A 25,353-nucleotide genomic window follows, 5' to 3' on the forward strand; every position below is an offset into this window, starting at 1 on the left:
TTATTATGGCATTAATTGATATCGTTAAATATGAAGGAAATCAAGATATCTTCGCTTGGAAATATCCAGGCGATGAACTCACAACATTTACACAACTTATTGTGAATGAATCACAGGCGGCAGTTTTATATAGAGAGGGCGTTGCCTATGATGTTTTTGAAGCAGGAAGACATACCTTAGATACCGCAAACATTCCGCTTTTAAATAAAATCGTCAACCTTCCTTTTGGTAAGAAATCGCCATTCAAGGCTGAAGTATGGTTTGTTAATAAAGCACATACACTTGATATTAAGTGGGGAACAACATCACCCATTCAAATTCAAGATCCTAAGTATGGGATCTACTTACCTTTAAGCGCATACGGTCAATTTGGAATTACGGTCAACGATCCAAAGGCATTTCTCATAAAACTTGTTGGAACGTTAAAAAGTTTTGGTCGTGATGAAATTATTAACTATTTTAGAGGATTTTATAACACGCATGTGAAAGATGCAATTTCTACCTACCTTGTGGAAAAACGTGTTACCGTGCTGGAGTTGAATGCATATCTTAAAGAACTTTCAGAATACGTTAAAGAACAAATGCAGCCAACATTTTCTGAATATGGAATTGAACTCATAAATTTCTATATTGCGGATATCAGTGTTCCAGATACTGATGCTGCGGTTATGCGTCTTAAAGAAGCACTTTCAAAACGTGCTGAGATGGATATTGTTGGATACGACTACAAACAGGAGCGTTCTTTCGATACATTGGTAGGTGCTGCGCAAAATGAAGGAAGTTTGGGCAGTGTTATGGGTGCTGGAATGGGATTAGGTCTTGGCGCAGGTCTTGGTAAAACGATGAGTGAAACCATGGGCACGCTAAGTCTTGATAAGGATACGTCGTGTCCTCATTGTGGTGCGAAAGTCATGGACTCGGATAAGTTTTGTGGGACATGTTCCGAAATGCTTAATCATGAAGAAAAACAATGTCCTGGATGTCATGCAGGCCTCAAGGATGCTTCGCAAAAATTTTGCCATGAGTGCGGAATCCAACTGCAAAAACAATGTCCATCATGTGACGCACTGTTAACAAATAATGCGAAATTCTGTGGATCATGTGGAAAGAAGGTTGATGACCATGAATAAAAACTATAATATCATCGGGTTAATTACCGTGCTTGCGACGATCTTGATTGGATATCTCAGTGGGATGATTACCGAGATATCGTTTATCTGGATTTTAACTACTGAGGTTGTTTTCTTTTTAATCACCGGGTTTGTGGGTACGATGAAGTCAACATTCTTAAAAAGCAGTGTCACGACCATCACAGCACTCTATGCGCTCTTATCAATCAGTTATACACTTATCGTAGCATTTCCTATTCATCAAGCAGACCAAACCCTTTTAATTGGTCAAATTGTGATTCATGCACTTCTTATCATCTTACTTTTAATTGTTAAGCATAAAGCTGATCGCTTGGAAATGAAATAGACTATGCAATTTAAAAAAATAACTATTAACCCCAAAACAAGACTTTATCAACGCAAAACAGGACGTTTAGTGTGGGGTGTTGTGCTGTTTTTCTTTGGACTTTTCGGATTGGTCACGGAAGTGCAAGATGCATACCGATATGATTACAGTGGAATGATTCTTGGTGTTGCATTTATGTTTGGTGGCTTGGCGATGGTTTATTCCGCAACCAAATCAAACTTAAACTTAGAACGATATCTCGCATACAATCAACTTATCTTTAAAAAAGGAATTTTTTCGATTGATACCCTTGCGCGATCAATGGATCAAACATATCAAGAGACTTTACAAGATTTAGATCAACTTGTACGAAAAGGTTATCTTCAAGATATGAGTGTTAATCGTGATTCAAAAATGATTGAAGGTTTATTTGTCTCAAATTATAAAGCGCGCGTCCAGTCGAAGATGATTCGCTGTCCTGGGTGTGGTGCTTCAAATGAAGTAATCCAACATGAAACCATTCCTTGTGAATATTGTGGACGTAAATTAAAATACACGGATGCATAAAAAAAACGTTCGGGCTGATGCCGGAACGTTTTATTTTTGTTTGGTTGTAATGAAGGGACCATCTTTCGTAATGGCGAAAGTATGTTCATATTGACAGCTAAGACATCCGTTATTGGTACGGGCAGTCCAGCCGTTATCGTCTAATTTCGCATAAGGTGTGCTCTCATTAACAATCGGTTCTACCGTAATCACCATGCCTTCTTTGAGCTTAGCACCTGTTCCGTAAACACCGACAAAAGGAACCATGGGCTCTTCGTGAATGGTAGGACCCAGCCCGTGTCCTGAAAAATCCAATGACATCTTATAACCGAATTGTGTGATGTATTCATCCATGGCTGCACCGATATCACCAACACGATTGCCAACTTGTGCTTGTTCGATGCCGATGTAAAGCGCTTTTTCAGTAACTTCCATTAATTGTTTTACTTCTGGACTTGGATTATTTCCAACACAGTATGCCCAACATGAATCGGAAAGAAATCCATTAAGATCAACACAAAAGTCTACCTTAACGAGATCGCCATCTTTCAATTTTTTATGGGTAGGAAAGCCGTGACACATTTCGTCATTTACACTACAACATGTTGCGTATTTATAACCTTCATAACCGATTTGGGCAGCAACGCCACCGTTGTCCTCAATCATTTTTTGTACAAATTGGTCGATATCATGTGTTGATATTCCTGCTTTAATAAAGTCTCGTAAAGCCTCATGAATGGATGCGAGTAATTGACCGGATTGATACATACCGTCAATTTCGCGTTTTGATTTAATCGTAATCATAGATACTCCTTTTACTTATATTTCTATTATACGCTTAATTTGAAATAATTAAACCGCGTGGCAAAACGGCGCGTTGTGATATCTTGGTGATAAATTTGATAAAAAATGATAATTAATTTAATATATGTATAGAAATGGAAGATATTCCGGTAATGATTTTCAACAATGTGAAATTTTAAATATATTTTACAAACTCGTTGATTTTGTAAGGGATTTCGGCTATAATCCATATGCGTGCAACTATATTTCGCATATAGGCATTAGCGACTCGAAATTATTTTCGTGAGCTCTTGTTTTCAGCGAGGATAGTTGTTTTTTTTGTTGCAGGAGCTCTAGTGTAATCCAGGAAGAAGGAGATGAACGTATGAAGAATCAGTTCAAAGTAGTTCGAGCATTCACCCATAATATTGTCTTTGCCCAACTTGATAAGTATGACTATATCTTGATTGGCAAGGGCATCGGCTTTGACGCTAAGAGCAAAGCGGTCATCGATGAGGAATCTGTCACAAGTTTTTACCGTATTCAAGATTTAGATAAAATGAGTCAGTATGAAAAGATCGTTATGAACACGGATGATCACGTATTGCTCGTTACGGAAGCGGCAATTGCTTATGCGGAAAAAAACCTTAATTATAAATTTGATGAATCGATTCATATCTCATTACTCGATCATATTAATTTTGCGATTTATCGTTATCATAATCGCGTTAAGATGAGCAACTTCTTCACCGAGGAATACTATCTTATGTATTCTGAGTTTTATGATATTTCAAAACATATGGTTGAAATGATCAATGCCGAATTGGATGTAGAACTCCCTCATTCTGAGGTTGGCTCGGTAATTCTCCATTTACATGCTGCCATGCATCAAGGTAAGGTTTCAAACAGCGCCTTTTATGCTCAGGTGATTACTGCATCCGTCGACTTTATCAACAATCGTATTCCAGAAGAATTCACTCAAAATAGTGTGGGAAAAGCACGTTTAATTACACACCTCAAATTTGCATTTAAACGTTCAGAAGATAATGTAACCCTTACGAATCCATTGATTGATATTCTACGTGAACGGTATTGTGAAGCCTAGGAAATCTCTGAAGATCTTGCATTAATGCTTGATCAATAGTTTAATATTCAACTTCCTGAATCAGAAATTGGTTATATTGCACTACACATTTACAATTTACAACACTCTTAGTGTTGAGGAGGTTAGATTATGTTAGAAGCTGTGAAAGGCGGACTTATTGTTTCTTGTCAAGCACTTGATGGGGAACCGTTACAAAGCTCGATGATTATGGGTCGTATGGCGATTGCTGCAAAGGCAGCAGGTGCTGTAGGAATTCGAGCTCAAGGGGTTAATGATATCAATGAAATTAAAAAGATGGTAGATTTACCGGTCATTGGTATTATTAAGAAAAACTATGAAGGCAGTGAAGTGTTCATCACTGCAACACATCAAGAGGTTGAAGCACTTCTTGAAACGGAATGTGAAATGATTGCACTTGATGCAACAAACCGTGTTCGTCCCATGGGCGTGAAAACGGAAGACCTCGTCAAACAAATTCATGATGGTGGACGTCTAGCAATGGCAGACTGCTCAACTCTTGAAGAAGTCATCGAGGCAGAACGTATTGGTTTCGATTGTGTTTCATGTACACTTGAAGGCTACACATCGTATTCTAAAAATGTTGATGGACCGGATTTTGAACTGGTAGAGAAGATGGTTCAATCGGTAAAGGTTCCCGTAATTGCGGAAGGGAAAATACATTATCCCGAGCAATTAAAACGTATTATGGATTTAAAGGTTCATAGTGCTGTTGTAGGGGGTGCCATTACCCGTCCTCAAGAAATTGCGACACGCTTTATAGAAGCGATTAAGGAGAAATAATGTTTAAACAACTACAAAAAATTGGTAAATCATTTATGTTGCCAATTGCAATCCTTCCAGCTGCTGGATTGCTCTTAGGGATTGGGGGAGCACTATCAAACCCAAATACTGTAGCAGCTTATCCATTTTTAAATCAACCAATCTTACAGGCTGTATTCCAAGTTATGTCTGCAGCCGGAAGTACTGTATTTGGAAATCTTGCATTACTCTTAACAATTGGTCTTTGTGCAGGTCTTGCGAAAAAAGATAAAGCAACAGCGGTTTTAGCGGGTGTTGTTGGTTATCTTGTCATGAATGGAACCATGACGGCGCTTCTTGGGATTTTTAGTCCTGAAGGGGCAGCGATTGATACTGGTGTTATTGGTGGTATTGTAATCGGTAGTGTTGCGGTATATTTCCATAACCGATACCACAATATTCAATTGCCACAAGTTCTTGGATTCTTTGGAGGATCCCGTTTTGTGCCAATTATTACTTCGTTTGCAGCAATTTTTGTAGGAGCCGCATTCTATCTTGTTTGGCCTCCCTTCCAACAACTTCTTGTAAGTTGCGGTGACTTTATTGCTACTTTAGGTCCTATCGGAACATTCCTTTACGGATTCTTAATGCGTTTATGTGGTGCTGCAGGGCTTCACCACATGATCTATCCAATGTTCTGGTTTACAGAGCTTGGTGGTGTTGAAGTTGTAAATGGTGTTTCTGTAGCGGGTGCTCAAAAAATATTCTTTGCGCAACTTGCAGATCCAAACCATGTCGGTCTTTATACACAAGGAACGCGATTCTTTGCAGGTCGTTTCGCAACGATGATGTTTGGTTTACCTGGAGCATGTCTTGCAATGTATCACTGTGTACCGAAAGATAAAGCCAAACAATATGGTGGTTTATTCTTAGGTGTTGCACTTACATCATTTATTACAGGGATTACAGAACCGATTGAATTTATGTTCTTATTTGTATCTCCAGTCCTTTATGTAATTCACGTGTTCTTAGACGGTGTATCCTTCTTAATTGCGGATGTTCTTCGTATTTCAATTGGGAACACATTCTCAGGTGGATTTATTGATTTCTTACTCTTTGGAATCTTACAAGGGCAAGCTAAAACACACTGTCTCTATGTCTTACCAGTAGGGGCACTTTGGTTTGTAATTTATTACTTTGTATTCAAGACATATATCTTGAAATTCAATGTACCAACACCAGGTCGTGGTGAAGATGAGGCAGCTCCAGAAGCAGCGGTTACAACGAAAGATTCATTAAAAGATGACTCCATTAAGATTATTGAATATCTTGGTGGTCAAGAAAATATTGAAGATGTTGACGCATGTATTACACGTTTGCGTGTAGCGGTAAAATCTCAAGATGGCGTAAACAAGGAGGTTTAAAAGCACTTGGTGCTACGGATGTACTTGTGGTTGGAGATGGCATTCAAGCGATTTATGGCGCGAAAGCAATTCTCTATAAAAATAATATTGTTGATATCTTAGGTATTGACGAGTAGGTTTCGTTACTAACATAAGTACGAGTTTGAACAGAATTTTTAAAATATAAATGGAGGTTCACCATGTTTGAACGATTTAAGAAAAAAGAAGAAACAATGAAAGCATTTGGAACTGGAATTGCACGTTCATTAACGTCGGTTCCAGATCAAGTCTTTTCTCAAAAAATGATGGGTGATGGTTACGCAATCGAACTTACAGATGGTGAAATTGTTGCGCCAATGAGTGGAGAGGTTACGATGATTTTTCCTACAGGTCATGCATTCGGTATTCTAACGGATTCAGGGATTGAGGTTCTCATACACATTGGTATTGATACGGTAGAATTAAAAGGTGAAGGATTTCATGCTGTAGTACAACAAGGTGATAAGGTGAAACAAGGCGATGTCTTAACGCATGTTGATATCGACTTTGTGAAAGCACAAGGCAAATCCTTAGTAAGTCCTTTTATCTTTACATCAGGACAAACCATTACACTTCATAAAGAAGATGAAGCTGTTGATCCCTCAACAGCAGACCTTCTCACAATTCAATAGATAATATACAAAACACGTTTCATCGACAATCGTTGAAACGTGTTTTTTTGTATAAAAATATCACACGTTCTTAACTAAAATTTCGTGTTAACTTTGTATAATCTTACAAAAAGGAGGGTCATGATGAGAACGTTTAAACGACCTCTGACACGTGTTTTAAACAGGTATCTTCTAAGTGCTCTAATAATCTTTGTTTTTTTAAGCGTGCTTACATTGATCCTTCAAAACCAAACACGCCTTGATTGGGCCAATGTTTTAGGCATCTATGTATCTCTTGGTGGAGTTGTCTCTATTTTGTGTATTTATTTTATTATTCTTAAGGATGCCATTCGATTTGAACTGGATGATACCCGTATTATTTCGTACCAACTCTTTCGTGTCAAAAAACGTTATGATTTTAATGACTATCACATTACTGTACAGGATTCAGAAATGACGCTCCGCTTTGAAAATATGCATACCTTTAAAAGTGACGTGATTCATTGCCAACCGTTAGGTCATGCTGTATTTAAGAAATTAGTCGATCATTTACCCCATGATTAAAGATAAGACAATTGGATGCAATCATATGCTTGATCCAAACGTTGGTCCTAGTAAAAAACGTAACCGTATGGCTACTTTTTTTATTTTAACTTAAAGGTCATGGATACCGGGTTGTGATCGGAATGTTCAAAGTTAAGTGTTCCATGTCCAATTGTTTGCTTGATTTCAATATTATCCGATACAAGGAAACCATCAATGACTGCGGTAAAGGTCTCTTGAGGACGGTAAGCCTTATCGACGGCCCGTACCGAAGGATTTGTAGGATCTACACCCCAATGATACCCTTTGGGTGCAAAGTCGTCAGGAAGCTTCATAATCCAATCTGGATAAGCATCCGTCCAACGAAATTGTTGCGCATCCGTTGTCGGTAACTCATGATTAAAGTCACCACCTAAAATAACGTAATTTCCCTGAGCATACTCGGTTTCAAACACATGACGCATTTGGGCAAGTTGTTGAACACGGACTTTACCGCCTTCATCAAAAGCAGAGAAGTGAGCGTTAATAAGAACGAGTTCTTTACCGTTATCCGTTGGATAGCGCGTAATACTAAATGCTCGTTTTAGATCAAATAATTGTTTAATCATTGGTTCTTCTCCATCAAAACGATAACGTTCAGAAAGCGTTGGAACGGATTTTGAAAGGGTTACAATACCACTTTCTGCTCCACCCATTGGATGTGTAAAAGGAACCGGTACGTATTTCACTTTGTAATTGGGAGCATAAATACCGTTGTATTCGGTTTTACGCAACAATTCATACTGATTAATGTCATAACTGCGATTACCGGATAAATCAACTTCTTGAAAGAACGCAAAATCAGGATCTTGCTTGATGAAGAATTGATTGATCGCATCCATATTTGTCATCACTTCATCGTAGGAATCAGCCCCAGCTTTACTTCCGCCATCCATAAAGAAGTCTTGATCTTTTCCTAAAGCACTATAGCCAATATTATACGTTAAAATTGAATAGAGTTTATCCGTTGTAATCGTGGACTGGTGGGTTCCCTGATCAATCTCGAGTTGAATGCGCGGCTCAGGCTTATAATCGGTAACAAAAGCATAGGTTATAAATCCACCCAGCACAATTAGAACAATCAGTAAAAAAGCTAAGACCACTTTGATTATTAATTTAAATAGATTCTTCATAGGCATCCTCATTTCTATAGATTAATTTTACGTTAGATTGTTGGAAGCAACAAGATAAATGGATGAAACTTTTAAATATGGGATTTTGGTGAGAAATGAATAAGTTTAAATGTTTAGTAGTAATTGGGAAGATGTTGTGATATACTTTAGAAGTTATAAGATACTCATTGCAATTGTGTGAACAAGGTAAGCATGACCTTCTTAATTAACTAGAACTGGAGGCATACTTATGGAATCAGGAAAAGTAAAATTCTTTAATGCAGATAAAGGTTTTGGATTCATCATTACTGACAGTGGAAAAGAAATTTTCGTACACTACTCAGGAATTATCAGTGATGGTTTTAAAACTTTAAATGACGGTGATGTTGTTACTTTCGATATTGAAAGTGATACACGTGGTGATAAAGCTATCAACGTTAAAGTTGCTTAATTAAAACATTATCATTTAACTCTCGGAAACGAGAGTTTTTTTGTGTCTTTAAAGAGACATTTTTTGTTTTATATGGGCAATGTTGTACTTAAATTTCTCTGAATTTGATATAAAATCACGCGATTTTTGATGATTTTGGAAACTTTCTTAAATCTTAACCTATCAAAAAATAATTCATGTATTATAAAAAAAAGAAAATAATAAATACTATATATAAGGATAGCGGTGATTTTATGAAGAAACGATTTAAAGCGATGATGCCCATAGTTCTTTCACTTCTTTTAGTGATTACAACCGGCACAAATATCCGTGCAAATGACGAAGGAATTGGTGCAGAACTCACACCAGTGGATGATATATCGATCGTTCAAGCGATTCTGGATGAAGAAGCGACGGATGTTGAAGAGGAAGCATCTGAGGTTTCAGTTGATCCCAGTGACCCAGTCGATATTATCGTAGAACTGGAAGCACGACCAATTTTAGATTACGAAAATGAGATCCATAGGGTTGGTAGTTTAGGGGCGTTTTCAGAAACCAAACAAGCTCAAGACCTCGAAGAAAACTTAATCAAATCTCATGACGTTGTAGTTGATAAGATTTCTGAAGTGATTCAAAAGGATGTGGAAGTAGAGCGTAATTTTACACGGGTTATGAATGGTTTTTCTCTGAAAGCATCCTTGGATGATCTTAATTTAATAAAAGATATCGAGGGCGTTAAGAGTGCTTTTGTCAGTCAAACCTATGACATTCCCGAACCAATGGTTGATAGTAATCGTACCATTGGTTCGGATACCGTTTGGACGCAATCACACTACAAAGGAGAGAATACTGTGGTAGCGGTTTTGGATACGGGTCTTGATACAGGACATCCTGCCTTTGCGGTAGCACCAACACAATTTAGAATTAATAAACAAAAGATCCAAACGGTTTTAAATAATAAAAAACTCAAGGCGACAGCCAATACACCTGGACTTACTGTAGATCATGTTTATATCAATGATAAAGTTCCATTTGTTTATGACTATGCCGATAACGATCCGATTGTTGATCCGAGTGCGCATAATTATGGACGTTTAGCCCATGGAACTCACGTTGCAGGAACTGTAGCGGGAAAAGATCAAGCAGATTTTAGAGGAGTTGCACCGGAGGCGCAACTCATGATTTTTAAAGTGTTTAGCGATAAAGGCGGTGGGGCCAGTGATATTAGCTTGGTATCGGCATTGGAAGATTGTGTTTATTTAGGCGTTGATGTCATTAATATGAGTTTGGGTAGTGATGCGGGGTTTATGCATGATGCCTACAAGCCTACAAACCATATGTATAATCGTATTCGAGATAACGGTATTGTCCTTGATGTTGCGGCTGGAAATGCCATGTCCGCTGCTGTGAAAAACTTATATGGGAATGATTTAACGCTTGCTTCAGATCCCGACCACGGTATTGTTGGGAGTCCGTCAACGTATGCGTCTCCGGTATCTGTAGCAAGTGTGAATAATACGAAATATCGTCCGGGAAGTAAGACCGTTGATCCAACTCAAGTCACCCTTTCTGGTTTCTCCAGTATCGGGACAACCCCTAACATTAGTATTAAGCCAGAAATTTCAGCGCCAGGGGCATGGATACGTTCCGCGATGCCCAGATTAAATGGACGTAATTATGATGAGATGTCCGGAACATCCATGGCAACACCGCATGTTGCAGGGGCATCCGCATTAATGAAACAATACTTAAATGATAAATTTGGAAGCCTTACCAACATTCAAAAAATGGAACTTACCAATAATCTATTGATGAGTACCGCCCATCCAATTGTACAAAAAGATGGTGCGCCCCAACCGGTTCGAAAACAAGGGGCAGGGATGATGGATATTAATGCTGCTATTAAGACCCCAGTTTATTTAAGTGTTGATCCAAAGCAAAATCATGATGGCTCCAATCGCCCTAAAATCGAATTGGGAGATGACCAAAACAAAACGGGTAATTATACGTTGAAATTTAAAGTTACCAATATCGGAACACAAGCCGAAACGTATCAAATTCAAGAAAAAGTGAGTGTACCCACAATCAAACGCAGTATCATGGATGATCATCGCGAACGTGTGTTTATGACGGATGATAACCGAAGTGCGGATGTAACACGTTCAGGATCTACATCGGTGACGGTTAAGCCGCAGGAAACAAAGGATGTATCGATTACCGTTCAACTTACCCAAGCTGAAAAAAATCGACTCAACCAGGAATTTGAAAATGGCACGTATGTGGAAGGTTTTGTACAACTCACGCATGCCAGTCATCCACAAATCAGCATTCCATTCTTAGCGTTTTATGGTGATTGGGAAAAGCCACCCCTCTTTGATCATGCCGCGGAATATGAGATGGGTGTCCGTGCAAGTAACTATGCACACCGTTATCGTTCTGACAAAATGCCCATGGGTGGTAATATTTTTGATCGTCGGATGATTCATACAAATCCAAGTCGTTTTGTACTCTCTCCAAATGGAGATGGCTTGTTTGATAAGTTGAATGGAATTAATTTAGGTCAATTAAGAAATGTTGAATCCATGACCATGGAAATTACCAACAAACAAAACAGGTCATTATGAAAGAAGAACGTCCAAATATTCGTAAAACCTTCTACAACAATACCTATGGAAAACAAGTTCCAAACATCCTTTTCTGGCCTTTCTCAACCTTTACAGGCCTAGATCAACATAAAAATCCGCTCCCAGAAGGTCGCTATGATTTAAAAATCAGTGCTGATTTGGGATATCGTAAAGGAATTGATCAAGAACTTGTTCATACAATTCATATCGATCATACAAAACCGGTCATTCCACAAGATAAAATTAAGTTTACAGAAAAAAATGGAACGGTGATGATGCATGTGGAAAGCAGTGATAATACATTTTTAACGCAAACTGCCCTTTATCCTGTTTATAATGACAAAGTCCAAGTAAACCGTCCGCTAAAGAAACAGTATACACCCTATGATCTTGTATCCCGTCATGCCTTTGATGTGGATGTGACGAATTTAAAAGGTCAAGAAGTTGTGATATCCGCAGTTGATGCCGGAATGCTTGAAACCAATTATAAAACTGTGGTACCCGGCACACCCAAACCACACCTTAAAGTGGATGAGTTTAAAATAAAAGTGAGTGAACAAATTCAACTTGAACCAGGTAATTTTAAATGGCAGACACCAACGTTTGAATCGGAAGATCGTGATGTTGCGGGTGTGAATGATAAAGGACTTGTAACGGGCATTAAACCTGGAGCGACTTTTATTAAAATCCAAGATAAAAATGGCATTGATCTTGTTGCACTTATCGAAGTATTTGAAGAAGAATCGCTGAAACTTCAAATGAAGGTTGGAGAAAAACGTAAGCTTGTATCTTATGAGTTAGAGGGAACACGTACCTTTGATTCGGATGCTCCACACATTGTTTCAGCTCTTGATACGGGCGAAATTGAAGCCCATCAAAACGGTAAAGCAAAAATTACGGTTCAAAATGCGTACGAAAAATTAGAGTATGAGGTTGAAGTTGTGGATCAACCACAATACAAATCAACGCTAAGCTTTGAGAAAAACGTCTACGAAATTAATTCGGGAACGGTTGTTGCTCCGAAATTTACAATAGAAAACAATGATCCAAGCAATCCTGAAGTTGTAACACGATTACTTACAAGCAACGAGGAACACGTGAGCATAGCCGGCCTTAAATTTACAGGGGAGCATGCTGGTGAAGCTGCAGTCATTGCGGAACTTAAAAATGGAACACGAGCCGTTGCGAAAGTAAAAGTAGGGGGCTTGGATATGAAAAAATTAGATATTCTAATCAGTCAAGCATCCAATTTAAATGCTGCCGATTACACCCAAACTTCCTTTACGAACTTAATGACCACACTTCAAGAAGCGAAAACACTTCGCAATCAAAAAGGGATTGATCAAAATCTTATTGATAATATGGTCGACAAGCTCAAACAATCCCTGAACCAACTTGTTTTGGTCATTAAAAACTTACCGAGTTCAATGGACGTTGAAGTAGGGAATACCTTTAAACTCAGTCCGAAACCAGCTCAAGGAAAATGGATTTGGGATGAAGCATATCTTGAAGGAACACCTCAAAATAATGGTCAGGATATGATGTTTAAAGGGCTTAAATAAGGTCAAACGGACATCCGTTATCGCACTAAAGATGGTGAAGAACAATCCGTCGCGGTTACGGTTAAAGCCAAACCGGAACCCATAGAAATCGATCCAGTTGTTCCCACAAATCCAATCGATCCCGAAAAGCCCAAAGATCCCGAAAATCCCAAAGATCCCGTAAAACCAAAAGATCCCGTAGATCCCGTAAAACCAGCGGATCCTGTAGACCCAATAAAACCAAAAGAACCAAAAGAACCTCTAGATGGGGGATTAAAACCAATTGACGATTTGAAAAAACCAATTATTAAACCCAAAGATCCTGTTTCACCACCATCACGTGATGAAGGTGTCAAACCTGAAAAACCAGTAGTTCATTTTGGTATCGTAAGTGAATCTTTACCGCAAACAGGTATTACACCTCAATATCGTGGTTATACACTTTTAGGATTAGGTCTTGTGTTACGAATTATAAGTGATAAAAAGAATCACATAAAATAACAATCATGATGTTTTACTAAAATTTACACCAAATTCATCACAACAAGTCCTCAATATGTTATTCTAATCATAGTCTGTTATAGGCATAATATAAATAGGAGGACTCTAGTTTGATTGAGTTATTAAAAGTTATAATCCTCGGTATCGTTGAAGGAATTACAGAATGGTTACCTATCAGTAGTACAGGTCATATGATTCTTGTAGATGAATTCTTAAAATTGAATGCACGACCTGAATTTAAATCCATGTTTTTTGTGGTGATACAATTAGGTGCAATTCTCGCCGTGGTCGTTATTTATTGGCATAAGCTGTTCCCATTTAAGAAAAATAAAGCGGGAAACATAACTGTCGAAAAAGACATCATCAATATGTGGTTAAAGATCGTGGTTGCTTGCATTCCAGCTGGAATTGTTGGAATTCTATTTGATGACTGGATTGACGCACATTTGTATAATCCGACCGTTGTCGCAATTATGTTAATTTTATTCGGGGTAATTTTCATTGTTGTTGAAAATCGCAATAAAAATGCGAAACCAAAAATCACAAAAATTTCTGAAATTACATATCAAACGGCATTGATTATTGGACTATTCCAATTAATTGCAGCTGTATTCCCAGGGACATCACGATCCGGTGCAACAATCGTTGGGGCATTGATTATTGGTGTGTCCCGCATTGTCGCTACAGAATTCACATTCTTCTTGGCAGTACCCGTTATGTTTGGGGCAAGTATTTTAAAATTAGCGAAGTTCTTCATTAAAGGGAATGGATTTATGTTCTCTGAGTTTGGCTTACTAGTTGTCGGAATGGTTGTGTCCTTTATCGTTTCGGTATTCGCAATCCTTTTCCTATTAAATTATCTTAAGAAGAATGACTTTAAAGCATTTGGTGTTTATCGAATTGTTTTAGGGGTAATTGTTTTACTGTTCTTCTATGTTGTGAAACCACTGTTATTCTAAAATAGAGAAGCTTCGGCTTCTTTTTTTATTAAAATCACAATACAACACACAGTTGTTATGAGATGTGTGTGCTAAAATGTAAATAGAAGATAATGAGGAAGGACTGTCGACATGAGAAAGATCATTTGTATTTGTTTGATGTTAGGGATTACTGCTGGGTGCTCCGATCGCGGGAAAACTGCGACTTCGATAAAGCCACATCCCGTTGATAAAGAAGTTCAAAAGCTTCCACCAATCAAACCAAATACAGAAAATCCAAACCATCTCCCTGAAGTTTCCTTCGAAGATGCACTTGATTTTTATTTCTCGTTACACGATGAACAATCAATCATTACGGAAGTTGCCTACGGACCCCTTCATGAAGAGGGAGTCTATGAGGTTAAGGCAGCGATTGAAGGTAGTGAAGTTGAAATCGTATTTAATAGTAATCATGCCATTCTTTCGGAGACAAATGAATACTTGGACCATGAAGAACAGCTTGAGGTTGAACGGGATGGATTTACGCGGGATGAATTTGATACGGTGATTCCTGTTTCGGATGCAATGCATCAAGCATTAAAAGTTAAGCCTGGACATTTTGTGGAAGTTGAACTCAAGAAGAAGGATGATGCCTTAGTCTATGAGGTTGAGATTGTTGGTGCACATCAAAAATCGATCGATATTAAAATTGATGCGATGACGGGTAAAGTGATGCGCGAAGACTAGTTCGTAGAACTTAGGAAGTGGTATGATGAGACAAATTAAACTATTCATTGCCATGAGTCTGGATGGCTATATCGCGGATGAGAAGGGAGCTATTGATTGGTTAGACCCTTATAACTCTTTAGATGATGATACTTATGATTGGTTCTACAAATCCATTGATACCGTCGTCATGGGGCGGAAAACATACGAACAGGTTACAGAAGTACTTTCACCGGATGTCTATCCGTATGAGGATTCCTTTACCTATGTTGTTTCATCACAGGATATAAAACTGCGTAAAAACATGGCAATCATCTCGGACGATGTTGTTGGAGTACTGAATGCCATAAAGCAACAAGAAGGCAAGGATCTTTGGATTGTTGGTGGTGGAATGTTAGTTTCAGAACTTGTGGCATCAGCGATTATTGATGAATATTGGATTGCGGTTGCTCCGGTTTTACTGGGGAAGGGGATTCCATTATTTGATGAATCGATAAACAGCCACCACCTTGATCTAATTGAAAGTGATACAAAGGGCCAGTTGGTTTATATGAAGTATCGAAAGCGCGATTAAGTGCGCTTTTTTGTTGTTTTGATACGGAATCAATTTAATTATGAAATAAGTGTGAAAAATGACCGCAAATTTCCTTGACTTGTCCATGTGGCAGTTGTTTTATAAGTGGAATGACACACTTATGTCGCAAAGAGGTTATGATGAAACAACAAGAAATTATTCGAAGAACTGTGCCCTTTATAATTATGAATCCGACCGCTACGGTAAATGATATCGCAAAAAATGCCGGTATCAGTCGCGCGACGTTTCACCGTACGTTTACAGGGCGTGATGAGCTTTATGACGTAATGGCTCGCGCTTGTATTGAGGAGATTGATACAGCCCTAAAGGGACTTGAACGTAAACTGGATTTATTTGAATCTTTAAAAGATATTGTAGATGTACTGATTGAATTGGGTGATCGCGTGTACTTCTTATATTATTATCCGGATGGTCTGAATTCGGATGAACTTCGACAAGAATGTCATGCAATCCTTAAGCCCCTTTATACTGTTGTAATTAAAATGTATAAAAAGAAGATGTTGAATCAAAACGTTAATGAAGTATGGATTATCAATACCATCAATAATTATGTTTCAATTGCATGGGTTCAGGTGTATGTGGGAAATGTAACGCAAAAAGAAGCCGTCGAAAATACAATGCAGATGCTACTACATGGAATTGTAGCTTACTAAAAAAGTCTCAACGATTGCGGTAGTTGAGACTTTTTAAATTTAAGACAGGTCTTCTTTATGATTAATGTACTTATTAATAATGACCGAGATAAAGATTCCGAATAATGTTTCTAGAATCCGGCGAATCATGTATTGGATGGCATCCCCTTGTGTGCCATTATGATTAAGGAGTACCGCAAGAACCAAAATTGCGGACATGGATGTTGCATATTCGCGAAGGTTTAATATTTTACATAACGTTAGATCAACTAGTAGTACCAGTACAATCAATACGGTGTATCCTAAGGAATCATTAGGGATATTAAAATAGATGGTAATAAGAAGAAAGAGGATACCGATAATCCCTCCAAAGAGGGTACCTAATATTCGATCGAGTGAAGCACGTACAGCATGCTCAGGCGATGATTTCATCATCAATACGGCAGTAATTGCTGCATAGAAGGGAGCAGGATAATCTAATGTCCAAGCAACAATAAGACAAATTGCAACCGCAAGGGTTGTTTTGAGAATTCGTAATCCAGGTAAATATTTCGTGTCCATTTGGCACCTCAAGTTTCTTTTTTTGTGTAAAAATACAAAATATCCTTAATTTCATACAAATTATACATAAAATATCAAAATATGTCATTCTTCCGTTATTATAGGTTTGCATAACAATACAAAAAAAAATCATAACCTTCTTTGTATGTATGCAGCACACACCATAATAATGATTCATCAGTGTGTGATGAATCGTGTGCAACCGTCTTTGGTGAGACGACTGCTTTTCGATAAAGTTAAGTAACAGTTAGGAATGTTTAAACGAAGATGAACACACTTCGGAGCTCTTATTTAGGTATGGTGGGATATTCTAAATAATATATTGACTTCCTATAAATCATTATATCGCACATAATCGATTTTATCGCTTGGTTATACTTGACCATATAGTCAAGCATTGTTACTTCAGTTATTACGAATAACGATCCGTTTGCATTCTATCATTGATGTAAACGAAGCACATCGTACCAAAATTTGTTTTGATCAAGGGGATGTGAAGCAATACAGATTTTTGGGGCGGAAGGAGGAGGCCAATGAAAAAAATAGTTAATCACGTTGTACAGGGTCTGTTGAAAATTTCAGATCAAGCAACAACATTATCGCTATGGTCTTTCTATAAGCCGGAATTGCCAAAGAAAAAATAATAAAAAAACCTTGGTTAGTAACGGACCAAGGTTTTTTTATGGTTCAATTATAGGGAAAGGTTATGCTATAATTTAGGCAAAGGAATGGTATGGTTATGATTAAAATAGCAATTGTTGATGATGAAACGATCATGCATGATCGTCTTCGGGAAGTTGTGAATCAAACACTGCTTAGCCGAGATATTGATTATCGTGTCTTAATCTTTGATAATCCAGATGATGTGTTGTCGTGTGTAAAACAGACCAAGATCGATATTGTTTTATTGGATATCGAATTGGGTTCTCGAAATGGCGTTGAATTAGCGAAACGTCTTTCTTTGGATAGTCCAAGTACAGTCGTTATCTTTATCACCTCCTATGAGGGCTATATTAAGGACGCTTTTGGGCTTAATGTCTATGACTATATCTTAAAGCAAGAATTGGATTTACAGTTGCCAGAGGCGTTAATTCAGCTTACGACGCGCTTAACCCAACGCGATAGTATTGTTTTTAAATTTGGAGCTTATGGAGATTGTTTTTGCGCTCTATGAAAACCGTAATATTACGATTTATACTCAAGATGAGTCGTATGTTATGAAGTCCACTAGTTTGACGAAGGTCTATGAAAGTTTGCCTGAATCAATGTTTATCCAACCTAACAGTCGCTATATTGTGAATATGATGTATATTCAAGAAATGCGAAAGGGCGTTATTAAACTGAAGGGATATGATGACGTAATTGAAGTATCGCGCGGTCAGTTTAAAAATTTATATCAAAATTATTTAGATTTCTTAGTAGAAAGTGAGCGATTGTAGATGACAAATGAAGGCATGATGCTGATTGGGGAAGCATTGTTTTGTCTTTTAGATGTATTGTTGCTTTTTAGAGCTGCGCAAGTCTTTCTTACAACTAAAGATAATCATAAATTTAAATTCTGGGGTGTTACCTTCCTAACATCCTTTTTGATTTTTAGTGCCACCGTTTCGACCGCGTTTTCTTCTTTTGTTTCGATTATTATGGGTGTTTTACTAATTGTTTATGTGTTTGTATTGTTTGATGGTAGTGTGTTTGCGAAAGTAATGTCCGCCATTGTCTATTATCTTCTCTTAGGTATTATCACGATTCTGGTAATTTCCGCAGTCGTTAAAATTACCAATATTCATGTTGATGTGCTAATGGGGGCAACCGAATTAAGAATGATTGTGATGTTTGGTATTAAGACCATTACAATCATTCTCATTGAGTTGTTGCGTCGATTTTTAGGCCCCAAGCAGTTTACTCAAGATATTTTTGTTTCCAACTATACATTGGGTTACCTCGTGGTTAATCTGCTCGTAATTATCGTCCTTTTTGATATTGTGTTAACTCAGGACTACATTATTTCGAAAAATCTTATTTTCTATTTTATTATTATCCAAACAATCTTAATCTCGATTATGTTTATGATTATCAGTAACTATTTTGAAATGAAAGTAAAAAACGAGACATATCAAACGATGATCGATGCATTCAATCTCTATCAAAAACGAGAAGTGGAGCGTGTTGAATCCGATGTGGAAGTCATGAAACTTAAACATGATCTTAAAAACCACATGGCCTCACTTTCCTATATGATTGAATCGGGAAAGGATGATGAAGCGCGGAATTACATTCATGAGCTGATTCATCATGAAGCTTTAAAGACGTATGTGAACACTCCCAATCCGGTTATAAATGCAATCGTAAACTCTAAAATCACGCAAAACCCACATATTCATTTTGTTACGCGGGTTGGTATTTCTGAATTTCAAATTGAACCCTATGACTTAACGGTGTTGCTTGGGAATGCATTGGATAATGCGATAGAAGCTGCAGGTAAGTGTGAACGACGGGTCGTTAAACTATATCTTGAAGAAAACAGTCAGTTCTGTAAGATTCAAGTCTTGAATACATTTCATGAAATGCCACGTATAAAAGATGGCGTTTATCTGTCATCAAAACGGTTAGGGGATAAACGTGGTTTTGGAATGGTTGCCATGAAAGAAACAACCGAAAAATATATGGGGAAAATGGATAGCAAGATTGAAGATGATTATTTCAAATTAACGCTAATCCTTTCCAAATCATCATAATATGCATAAAAAGATACAATATAAACCATTTCGATTTATCAAGTATCTTTTTTTCATATAATACAAATAGAGGTGTTACATGAAAAAAATATCATTGAAACTAAGTCATAATTTTTATAAATACGGGTATATTGATGAAGATGATTGTGATCGCATGCGTTTTGCTTTGGAAGTTGTGATGTCCAATCTTTTTACGTTTGGTTTTATCATTCTAATGGGGATTGTATTTCATTGCTTTCGACCCACACTGGCGTTTGTTGTGATGTTAGGGGCTTTGCGGAGTTTGGATGATACGTTCCACTCAAGTACCTTTTTGGGATGTTTTACTATGACGGTGATTGCCTATGTCTTCTCGGTATTTGGTCCAAGTGTGATTGACACGAGTTTCAAGGTTCCTTATATGCTCTTATCATCAGCATTTTGTGGATCAATCATGCTTGTATTTTTATTTAACCGCAATAACATTCGCCTAAATAAAAACACCGGATTTATGAGTTACATTATTATCATGTGTTTCATCTTATTTATTCTTGCTTTAGCACTCCCAAGTATCTTTGATATTGTTTTAGTGGTGATGAATGTCATTATGGTGGTTACGATAACGTTTGCGTTTGGCCAAATTATTCATCTTCGCGAAGCATAAGGATACCCAGAACAATTAAGATCTTTAAATTACGGTTGTATTTATCTTTAAACCTATGCTATAATCTCGATAGTATGAGTCCTTTAAGTTGTGACAGAGAGCACAACAAGGTACGCAGTCAACTTTTGTATTATGATGCATAAAGCTGCTTTTTACCTTATTTAAACTTAAAGGACACCTTCGGGTGTCCTTTTGTATAAAAGACCATACGGGAGAAAGAAGAGGTTTTACACATGAGTCATAATCTTACAGTCGGGGTTCAAGAAAAACCCAGCTCAACAAGCAAGTGGATTATTCTAAGCTTGCAGCATGTTTTTGCGATGTTTGGGGCAACCATTCTCGTTCCATTTTTAACGGGATTGGATGTAGGGGTCGCACTGGTCGCAAGTGGTATCGGTACCTTGATTTACATTCTATGTACAGGTGCTAAGGTTCCAATTTATTTAGGAAGCTCCTTTGCATATATTGGAAGTGTTGCTGCCGCAATCGCTTCAACCGGAGGCGCAGCAAGTGCTTATACCGGTCTTATGGTTGTAGGTCTTATCTACTTAGTTGTTTCCATCATCATTACATTTACGGGTAGTGGTTGGATTAAGAAATTATTACCACCCTTTGTTGTAGGGCCGATGATTGTGATTATCGGATTATCCCTTGCACCAACAGCGGTTAAAGAAGCAGGTTTAATGGGTATTGATGTTCTCTTAGAACAAGGTAAATATCTTGGTGTACAGGGTGCTGCTTGGAAAGTTCCTTTAGTAGCATTTGTAACATTTATGAGTGTTGTGCTCGTCTCAATTAAAGGAAAGGGCTTTATTAAAGTTGTTCCATTCTTAGTCGCTATTTTTGTAGGATACTTTACATCAGTTGCTTTAGGACTGGTGGATCTGGGTACCGTGTTCCAAGGATACAGTTTCTTCCAAATTCCAAAATTCCAATTTATTGGAACATATAAACTTGATTTCACAGCCGTTGCGGCTTTCGCACCATTAGCGCTTGTAACGATTGCGGAACACATTGGAGATCACGTAGTTCTCGGTGAGATTACGGGTGAAGATTATCTTGATAGTCCAGGATTAAACCGTACCATTTTAGGTGATGGATTGGCTACATTTGTCTCGGCTGCCCTTGGGGGTCCGGCTAACACGACTTACGGTGAAAATACAGGCGTTATTGCAATGACCGGTGTTGGTTCAGTGTATGTAACCGGATTGGCTGCAATCTTCGCAATCTTACTTGGATTCTTAGGTTGGGTTCAAGCCTTTATCACAAGCATTCCTTGGGCTGTTATTGGTGGTATGACGATTGTGCTTTATGGCTTAATTGCATCAAACGGTATAAAGGTGCTGATTAAAGATCGTACCGATCTCTCCGATATGAAAAACTTGGTTGCCGTTGCATCCATGTTGGTGATTGGTCTAGGTGGTGCGAGTGTTCAAATTACATCACAAACGTCATTAACAGGGATGAGTTTAGCGGCGATTGTCGGAATTCTCTTAAACCTATTCTTAAATTTCATCGATAAACCAAAAGAAATAAAAGAGACTTATTAAAAAAACGGCTTCGGCCGTTTTTTTCTTTCGAATGTTTCGTTTGCATTTTTCAAACGTAAATCGAAAAGTACAACTGAATTGTTTATTAAACTAAATCACTGTTACGTTGAACATGATAATCTATACTCGAGAGGTGACATAGATGAAAAAAAATCCATTATTTTTATTAAACAATAAACGTCCTGTGGGTGTTTATTCTGCATGTACGGCAAGCGGACCCGTACTTGAAGCAACATTAGAGTTCGCAAAAGAACACAATTCTTCAGTAGTAATCGAAGCAACTGCAAACCAAGTAAATCAATTTGGTGGTTATACAGGCATGCAACCTGCTGATTTTAAAGCGTTTGTTTATGAATTATCCGACAAAGTTGGATATGACAAATCACGCATTATTCTTGGTGGTGACCATTTAGGTCCTTTAACATGGACGGATTTAAATGAAGATGAAGCAATGAAAAATGCATGTGACTTAGTCTATGCTTATGTTCGTGCAGGCTTTACAAAAATTCACTTAGATACATCAATGCGTGTTGCAGATGATAGCACTGAAGAAGTGTTATCAAATGAAACTATTGCACGTCGTTCAGCAATGATGGCAAAAGTTTGTTTAGAAGCTTATGATGATTTACTCAAAGAAGATCCCGAAGCAGTATTCCCTGCATTTATTATTGGTAGTGAAGTGCCAATTCCAGGTGGTGCTCAAGAGGAAGAAGATACTTTAGCAGTAACATCTCCTGAAGCATTTAAAGAAACATACCGTGTATTCCAAGAAACGTTTAAAGCAGCCAATGTGGAAAAAGTATTTGATTCAGTAATTGGTATTGTTGTACAACCGGGTGTTGAGTTTGGTGATGCGGATTTATTCCAATACAATCGTGAAAATGCAAAAGAACTTACAGATACGTTAAAACGTGAATTTGATTCATTTGTATTTGAAGGTCATTCAACAGACTATCAAACACCGACACATCTACGTGAAATGGTTGAAGATGGTATCACAATCTTGAAGGTTGGGCCAGCATTAACGTTTGCATACCGTGAAGCACTCTTTGCCCTTGCACATATCGAAAGCCAAATCTGTACGGATCCATCAAACTTTGTGGATGTTTTAGAAGCAGCAATGCTTGACCAACCGGGTAACTGGCAAAAACATTACCATGGAACCGAAGCAGAACTCTTTATTAAACGTAAATACAGCTACAGTGATCGTGCACGTTACTACTTGCCGGTACCTTCAGTTCAAGCAGCGATTACAAAACTTGTTGCAAACTTAGATGCTGTGGAAATTCCAATGACATTGATCTCACAATACATGCCATACCAATACCGTCGTATTAAAGATGGTATCGTAGAGAATCATGCGGATGCCCTCATTAAAGATTACATCAAGCTTTCCCTTGATGATTATCAATATGCAACGCATGTTGATGAGCTTGAAGCTTAGTTAAAGAAAACCCATTCTAATTGGAATGGGTTTTTTTAGTCTTTACGGCGACGTGTCGCCATGAACATACCAACTACGACAATACCAAGACCGATAAAGGGTTTGATACTCGCATTCATTCCTGTATTAGGAAGTGAATCCATATCGACCGCATCATTACTATGAATCTGTCCCGAGTTATCATTAATTACAAAGACCGTATTTTTTGATGTTGTGATATTTCCATTTTCAACACGTTCTTCAAGGTTGTTTTCGGATTGTATATGTGTTGGACCTTGTGGTAAGTTAGGTTTTACTTCGGGTTTTGTTTCCGGGCGAGGATTGGGTTTAATGGGTGTTTCTGTTTCTGGAAGTGATGGTGTTGGTGTTTCCACATCGCCATCCACAATTCCTACCATAACCTTCTGTTCGGAAACACTATAAGTTGTGGGATCCGAAACGGATACTGTAACTTCATAATTGCCAAGTTGGTTTAAATTCACAACGGTATCAAAATTTGAAGTTAGTTGAATTTGTGCAAGCATACGGGATGCATCCACACGACGCACATGAGAGTTGATATCTCGCAGGAAGTCTGTTTCTTCACATACAGTACCCAGTTTGTATTCAATGCTTGAATCGACCACAAGCTTTAATGCATGGCTTCGATTCCAAGAAGCATATAAAACAGTATCCCCTTTAAGCGTGTCGGTTTCTGTTACAGGTTGTAATCCTTCTTGATCGTAAGTCCATCCAATAAACTTATGCGTTTCATGAGATAGGGTTGGGAAGGTTCCTACGGACTCTTGAGCATAACGGTATTGTGACTCAGGATTTACAACATCACTTAATTGTGTATTAAATGAGAGAAGGTTTTTATTTACATTGAGTTGTACGGCATTTGTTGTAACTTCGGTGCTTGAACGATCAACACCGATCACAAGGCGGTAGAATGCGCCATCGTTGTCTTTTGTTGCTTGAAGTGAAAGTGTTGCTTCGTTTTCGTTTTCAAGATAGGTAAAGACATCGTTATCGGCACTTACTTGCCATTGATAGTTTAATTTAAACGTTACCGGTGCGGTGATGGATGCTGATGTGCTGAGTGTTAGTGATTCATCAAGATTATAAGAATCTTGAATGGTTAAAGGCTCATATGAAATCTTTGCATCATTTTCCACTTCATAGTAAACATAATTACCGAAGCTAAATGAATGCCAAGCACCATGGGCATGAGGGCATAATGATTCATCTTTTTCTTGGCTGATTTCAAAGATTTTTCCATTATTTACGATATTTGTTTCGCCATCAAATAAATCAAATGCAAGCACGTTGTTGTCTTTGCTGTTAAATGAGATTTCTTTTAAATTCCAACCACCATTCAAAAGGGATTGGTACGGACCAGACAGACCCGTTTCAGCGAGGGGTGTTTCAGATTTCGGACGTAGAGCCAAGGCACCTTTACCGGTATCAAACATGCGAAGTCGAATGCCATTTGGATTCCCCGGGGTTACTGTTGCCAATGGATTCCCATCAATATCAACCCAAGGGTTTGGTACTTTCCATTGTCCTTCTTCATTATCCCATACCATCGCAGTAGCGGCTTTGCGGTCCCCGCCATACCAATCTTTCTTGTAATAGACATGATCGATTGCATTGGTGACATATTTTAAACCTCGTCCCTCAGGAGCGGTTTTAAGGCTGAAGTTGGCATTAAAGTCGTAACCATCAAAGCGTTCGGTATTTTTCCCGTTATTGTTGTTTACAACTTCATAATAGAAAAAGTCGGAATCAACACGTCCGGATGCATGCGCAAATTTTTGGTCGATGATGACATCTTCGACGATGGTTGGTTCTTGCGCAGATACTGCGGTAAATGTTGTCGATACTAAAACTGCGGTGATAAGTCCAAGACTTAGTTTTTGTAAGGTTTTTTTCATAACTGGTTCTCCATTCTTTGATAGAACCATTGTATAATCCAAGTCCGTTTGGAATGGGTTATCTGTCATAAAAAACACCATAGATGTTATAAAACCTACATAAACTACACAAATTACATTATCTGGACAAATAAAAAAGGGAT

The 25,353-nt window shown here is 38.0% G+C and carries 26 protein-coding genes and 1 pseudogene; 23 read left to right on the forward strand and 4 right to left on the reverse strand.

The annotated features are described in order from the left end of the window. The first annotated feature begins 5 nt into the window (after positions 1–5). Genes EEI45_RS03170 through EEI45_RS03180 form a run of 3 tightly spaced genes read left to right on the forward strand, consistent with a single transcriptional unit; the run spans position 6 to position 2,022 of the window. Positions 6–1,130: an SPFH domain-containing protein gene (locus EEI45_RS03170; protein WP_125164119.1), complete on the forward strand. Its 1,125-nt coding sequence runs from the start codon at positions 6–8 to the stop codon at positions 1,128–1,130. Then, positions 1,123–1,476: a hypothetical protein gene (locus EEI45_RS03175; RefSeq protein WP_164503752.1), complete on the forward strand. Its 354-nt coding sequence runs from the start codon at positions 1,123–1,125 to the stop codon at positions 1,474–1,476. The genes EEI45_RS03170 and EEI45_RS03175 overlap by 8 nt, the downstream gene beginning before the upstream one ends. A gap of 3 nt (positions 1,477–1,479) precedes the next feature. Next, positions 1,480–2,022: a hypothetical protein gene (locus tag EEI45_RS03180; RefSeq protein ID WP_125164120.1), complete on the forward strand. Its 543-nt coding sequence runs from the start codon at positions 1,480–1,482 to the stop codon at positions 2,020–2,022. Between the two features lie 30 nt (positions 2,023–2,052). Here EEI45_RS03180 and map read toward each other — a convergent pair whose 3' ends face one another. Further along, positions 2,053–2,805, reverse strand: coding sequence for a type I methionyl aminopeptidase (gene map / locus EEI45_RS03185; RefSeq protein WP_125164121.1), 753 nt, complete (start codon positions 2,803–2,805; stop codon positions 2,053–2,055). Between the two features lie 364 nt (positions 2,806–3,169). Between map and EEI45_RS03190 the strand changes: the two are divergent. The 5 genes and pseudogenes from EEI45_RS03190 to EEI45_RS03210 all read left to right on the forward strand — a co-directional run bounded on the left by EEI45_RS03190 (position 3,170) and on the right by EEI45_RS03210 (position 7,265). Continuing rightward, a pseudogene (locus tag EEI45_RS03190) lies at positions 3,170–4,000 on the forward strand (PRD domain-containing protein). Between the two features lie 18 nt (positions 4,001–4,018). After that, complete coding sequence (locus EEI45_RS03195; protein WP_125164122.1) at positions 4,019–4,690, forward strand: N-acetylmannosamine-6-phosphate 2-epimerase; 672 nt, start codon at positions 4,019–4,021, stop codon at positions 4,688–4,690. Continuing rightward, the gene (locus EEI45_RS03200) at positions 4,690–6,072 is read left to right on the forward strand and encodes a PTS transporter subunit EIIC (protein WP_228410499.1); all 1,383 of its coding nucleotides are present in this window, start codon (positions 4,690–4,692) and stop codon (positions 6,070–6,072) included. The genes EEI45_RS03195 and EEI45_RS03200 overlap by 1 nt, the downstream gene beginning before the upstream one ends. A gap of 179 nt (positions 6,073–6,251) precedes the next feature. Further along, positions 6,252–6,722 carry a PTS sugar transporter subunit IIA gene (locus EEI45_RS03205; protein ID WP_125164123.1) on the forward strand — a complete coding sequence of 157 codons (471 nt, stop codon included), beginning with the start codon at positions 6,252–6,254 and terminating at the stop codon, positions 6,720–6,722. Between the two features lie 123 nt (positions 6,723–6,845). Beyond that, on the forward strand, positions 6,846–7,265 hold the full coding sequence (locus EEI45_RS03210) for a hypothetical protein (protein ID WP_125164124.1): 420 nt from the start codon (positions 6,846–6,848) through the stop codon (positions 7,263–7,265). Positions 7,266–7,345: 80 nt separating this feature from the next. Here the strand turns inward: EEI45_RS03210 and EEI45_RS03215 are convergent, their stop codons facing one another. Next, positions 7,346–8,416: an endonuclease/exonuclease/phosphatase family protein gene (locus EEI45_RS03215; protein WP_125164125.1), complete on the reverse strand. Its 1,071-nt coding sequence runs from the start codon at positions 8,414–8,416 to the stop codon at positions 7,346–7,348. 229 nt (positions 8,417–8,645) lie between these two features. Between EEI45_RS03215 and EEI45_RS03220 the strand changes: the two genes are divergently transcribed. The 8 genes from EEI45_RS03220 (at position 8,646) to EEI45_RS03245 (ending at position 16,382) form a co-directional block, all read left to right on the forward strand. Next, positions 8,646–8,846, forward strand: a complete 201-nt coding sequence (locus EEI45_RS03220; RefSeq protein ID WP_003775691.1) for a cold-shock protein — start codon at positions 8,646–8,648, stop codon at positions 8,844–8,846. A 233-nt stretch (positions 8,847–9,079) separates the two neighbouring features. Further along, positions 9,080–11,449, forward strand: coding sequence for a S8 family serine peptidase (locus EEI45_RS09030; RefSeq protein WP_228410500.1), 2,370 nt, complete (start codon positions 9,080–9,082; stop codon positions 11,447–11,449). Further along, positions 11,446–13,011, forward strand: a complete 1,566-nt coding sequence (locus EEI45_RS09035) for an Ig-like domain-containing protein (protein WP_228410501.1) — start codon at positions 11,446–11,448, stop codon at positions 13,009–13,011. The genes EEI45_RS09030 and EEI45_RS09035 overlap by 4 nt, the downstream gene beginning before the upstream one ends. Positions 13,012–13,281: 270 nt before the next feature. Then, on the forward strand, positions 13,282–13,491 hold the full coding sequence (locus tag EEI45_RS09040) for a hypothetical protein (protein ID WP_228410502.1): 210 nt from the start codon (positions 13,282–13,284) through the stop codon (positions 13,489–13,491). Between the two features lie 110 nt (positions 13,492–13,601). Further along, complete coding sequence (locus EEI45_RS03230; protein WP_125164126.1) at positions 13,602–14,450, forward strand: undecaprenyl-diphosphate phosphatase; 849 nt, start codon at positions 13,602–13,604, stop codon at positions 14,448–14,450. Between the two features lie 111 nt (positions 14,451–14,561). Then, on the forward strand, positions 14,562–15,155 hold the full coding sequence (locus EEI45_RS03235; protein WP_125164127.1) for a PepSY domain-containing protein: 594 nt from the start codon (positions 14,562–14,564) through the stop codon (positions 15,153–15,155). A gap of 25 nt (positions 15,156–15,180) precedes the next feature. Further along, positions 15,181–15,708 (forward strand): dihydrofolate reductase family protein, encoded by a 528-nt coding sequence (locus EEI45_RS03240; RefSeq protein WP_228410503.1) that lies wholly within the window; start codon positions 15,181–15,183, stop codon positions 15,706–15,708. Between the two features lie 140 nt (positions 15,709–15,848). After that, positions 15,849–16,382: a TetR/AcrR family transcriptional regulator gene (locus tag EEI45_RS03245; protein WP_125164129.1), complete on the forward strand. Its 534-nt coding sequence runs from the start codon at positions 15,849–15,851 to the stop codon at positions 16,380–16,382. 39 nt (positions 16,383–16,421) lie between these two features. On the opposite strand, the gene EEI45_RS03250 is transcribed toward EEI45_RS03245, so the two are convergent. Beyond that, entirely contained in the window at positions 16,422–16,922 is a 501-nt protein-coding gene (locus tag EEI45_RS03250; RefSeq protein ID WP_125164130.1) for an FUSC family protein, read from the reverse strand. Between the two features lie 533 nt (positions 16,923–17,455). On the opposite strand from EEI45_RS03250, the gene EEI45_RS03255 reads away from it, so the two are divergent. From EEI45_RS03255 to EEI45_RS03280, 7 genes are all read left to right on the forward strand, one after another. Beyond that, on the forward strand, positions 17,456–17,566 hold the full coding sequence (locus EEI45_RS03255) for an AgrD family cyclic lactone autoinducer peptide (RefSeq protein ID WP_018580021.1): 111 nt from the start codon (positions 17,456–17,458) through the stop codon (positions 17,564–17,566). 95 nt (positions 17,567–17,661) lie between these two features. Further along, positions 17,662–18,096: a LytR/AlgR family response regulator transcription factor gene (locus EEI45_RS09045; RefSeq protein WP_228410504.1), complete on the forward strand. Its 435-nt coding sequence runs from the start codon at positions 17,662–17,664 to the stop codon at positions 18,094–18,096. Further along, the gene (locus EEI45_RS09050) at positions 18,071–18,361 is read left to right on the forward strand and encodes a LytTR family DNA-binding domain-containing protein (protein ID WP_228410505.1); all 291 of its coding nucleotides are present in this window, start codon (positions 18,071–18,073) and stop codon (positions 18,359–18,361) included. Before EEI45_RS09045 ends, EEI45_RS09050 begins: the two co-directional genes overlap by 26 nt. Further along, positions 18,362–19,657: a sensor histidine kinase gene (locus EEI45_RS03265; protein ID WP_125164131.1), complete on the forward strand. Its 1,296-nt coding sequence runs from the start codon at positions 18,362–18,364 to the stop codon at positions 19,655–19,657. A 79-nt stretch (positions 19,658–19,736) separates the two neighbouring features. Beyond that, the gene (locus EEI45_RS03270) at positions 19,737–20,300 is read left to right on the forward strand and encodes an accessory gene regulator B family protein (RefSeq protein WP_125164132.1); all 564 of its coding nucleotides are present in this window, start codon (positions 19,737–19,739) and stop codon (positions 20,298–20,300) included. Positions 20,301–20,533: 233 nt separating this feature from the next. Beyond that, on the forward strand, positions 20,534–21,850 hold the full coding sequence (locus EEI45_RS03275; RefSeq protein WP_125164133.1) for a uracil-xanthine permease family protein: 1,317 nt from the start codon (positions 20,534–20,536) through the stop codon (positions 21,848–21,850). Between the two features lie 142 nt (positions 21,851–21,992). Then, positions 21,993–23,294, forward strand: coding sequence for a class II D-tagatose-bisphosphate aldolase, non-catalytic subunit (locus tag EEI45_RS03280; protein ID WP_125164134.1), 1,302 nt, complete (start codon positions 21,993–21,995; stop codon positions 23,292–23,294). Positions 23,295–23,329: 35 nt separating this feature from the next. Here the strand turns inward: EEI45_RS03280 and EEI45_RS03285 are convergent, their stop codons facing one another. After that, complete coding sequence (locus tag EEI45_RS03285; protein WP_125164135.1) at positions 23,330–25,210, reverse strand: LPXTG cell wall anchor domain-containing protein; 1,881 nt, start codon at positions 25,208–25,210, stop codon at positions 23,330–23,332. Positions 25,211–25,353: the final 143 nt, after the last annotated feature.

The organism is Erysipelothrix piscisicarius (genome assembly GCF_003931795.1).
In the GTDB taxonomy this organism is placed as follows: Bacteria; Bacillota_I; Bacilli_A; order Erysipelotrichales; family Erysipelotrichaceae; genus Erysipelothrix; species Erysipelothrix piscisicarius.

Bases quoted from the DNA above. Each gene is read 5' to 3' on its own strand.
- EEI45_RS03195 (WP_125164122.1), top strand. From the start codon at position 4,019: ATGTTAGAAGCTGTGAAAGGCGGACTTATTGTTTCTTGTCAAGCACTT.
- EEI45_RS03270 (WP_125164132.1), top strand. From the start codon at position 19,737: ATGAAAAAAATATCATTGAAACTAAGTCATAATTTTTATAAATACGGG.
- EEI45_RS03240 (WP_228410503.1), top strand. From the start codon at position 15,181: ATGAGACAAATTAAACTATTCATTGCCATGAGTCTGGATGGCTATATC.
- EEI45_RS03205 (WP_125164123.1), top strand. From the start codon at position 6,252: ATGTTTGAACGATTTAAGAAAAAAGAAGAAACAATGAAAGCATTTGGA.
- EEI45_RS03170 (WP_125164119.1), top strand. From the start codon at position 6: ATGGCATTAATTGATATCGTTAAATATGAAGGAAATCAAGATATCTTC.
- EEI45_RS03250 (WP_125164130.1), bottom strand. From the start codon at position 16,922: ATGGACACGAAATATTTACCTGGATTACGAATTCTCAAAACAACCCTT.
- EEI45_RS09050 (WP_228410505.1), top strand. From the start codon at position 18,071: ATGGAGATTGTTTTTGCGCTCTATGAAAACCGTAATATTACGATTTAT.
- EEI45_RS03200 (WP_228410499.1), top strand. From the start codon at position 4,690: ATGTTTAAACAACTACAAAAAATTGGTAAATCATTTATGTTGCCAATT.
- EEI45_RS09045 (WP_228410504.1), top strand. From the start codon at position 17,662: ATGATTAAAATAGCAATTGTTGATGATGAAACGATCATGCATGATCGT.
- EEI45_RS03180 (WP_125164120.1), top strand. From the start codon at position 1,480: ATGCAATTTAAAAAAATAACTATTAACCCCAAAACAAGACTTTATCAA.
- EEI45_RS03255 (WP_018580021.1), top strand. From the start codon at position 17,456: ATGAAAAAAATAGTTAATCACGTTGTACAGGGTCTGTTGAAAATTTCA.
- EEI45_RS03280 (WP_125164134.1), top strand. From the start codon at position 21,993: ATGAAAAAAAATCCATTATTTTTATTAAACAATAAACGTCCTGTGGGT.
- EEI45_RS03210 (WP_125164124.1), top strand. From the start codon at position 6,846: ATGAGAACGTTTAAACGACCTCTGACACGTGTTTTAAACAGGTATCTT.
- map (WP_125164121.1), bottom strand. From the start codon at position 2,805: ATGATTACGATTAAATCAAAACGCGAAATTGACGGTATGTATCAATCC.
- EEI45_RS09030 (WP_228410500.1), top strand. From the start codon at position 9,080: ATGAAGAAACGATTTAAAGCGATGATGCCCATAGTTCTTTCACTTCTT.
- EEI45_RS03220 (WP_003775691.1), top strand. From the start codon at position 8,646: ATGGAATCAGGAAAAGTAAAATTCTTTAATGCAGATAAAGGTTTTGGA.
- EEI45_RS03175 (WP_164503752.1), top strand. From the start codon at position 1,123: ATGAATAAAAACTATAATATCATCGGGTTAATTACCGTGCTTGCGACG.
- EEI45_RS03265 (WP_125164131.1), top strand. From the start codon at position 18,362: ATGACAAATGAAGGCATGATGCTGATTGGGGAAGCATTGTTTTGTCTT.
- EEI45_RS03245 (WP_125164129.1), top strand. From the start codon at position 15,849: ATGAAACAACAAGAAATTATTCGAAGAACTGTGCCCTTTATAATTATG.
- EEI45_RS09035 (WP_228410501.1), top strand. From the start codon at position 11,446: ATGAAAGAAGAACGTCCAAATATTCGTAAAACCTTCTACAACAATACC.
- EEI45_RS03235 (WP_125164127.1), top strand. From the start codon at position 14,562: ATGAGAAAGATCATTTGTATTTGTTTGATGTTAGGGATTACTGCTGGG.
- EEI45_RS03275 (WP_125164133.1), top strand. From the start codon at position 20,534: ATGAGTCATAATCTTACAGTCGGGGTTCAAGAAAAACCCAGCTCAACA.
- EEI45_RS03285 (WP_125164135.1), bottom strand. From the start codon at position 25,210: ATGAAAAAAACCTTACAAAAACTAAGTCTTGGACTTATCACCGCAGTT.
- EEI45_RS03215 (WP_125164125.1), bottom strand. From the start codon at position 8,416: ATGAAGAATCTATTTAAATTAATAATCAAAGTGGTCTTAGCTTTTTTA.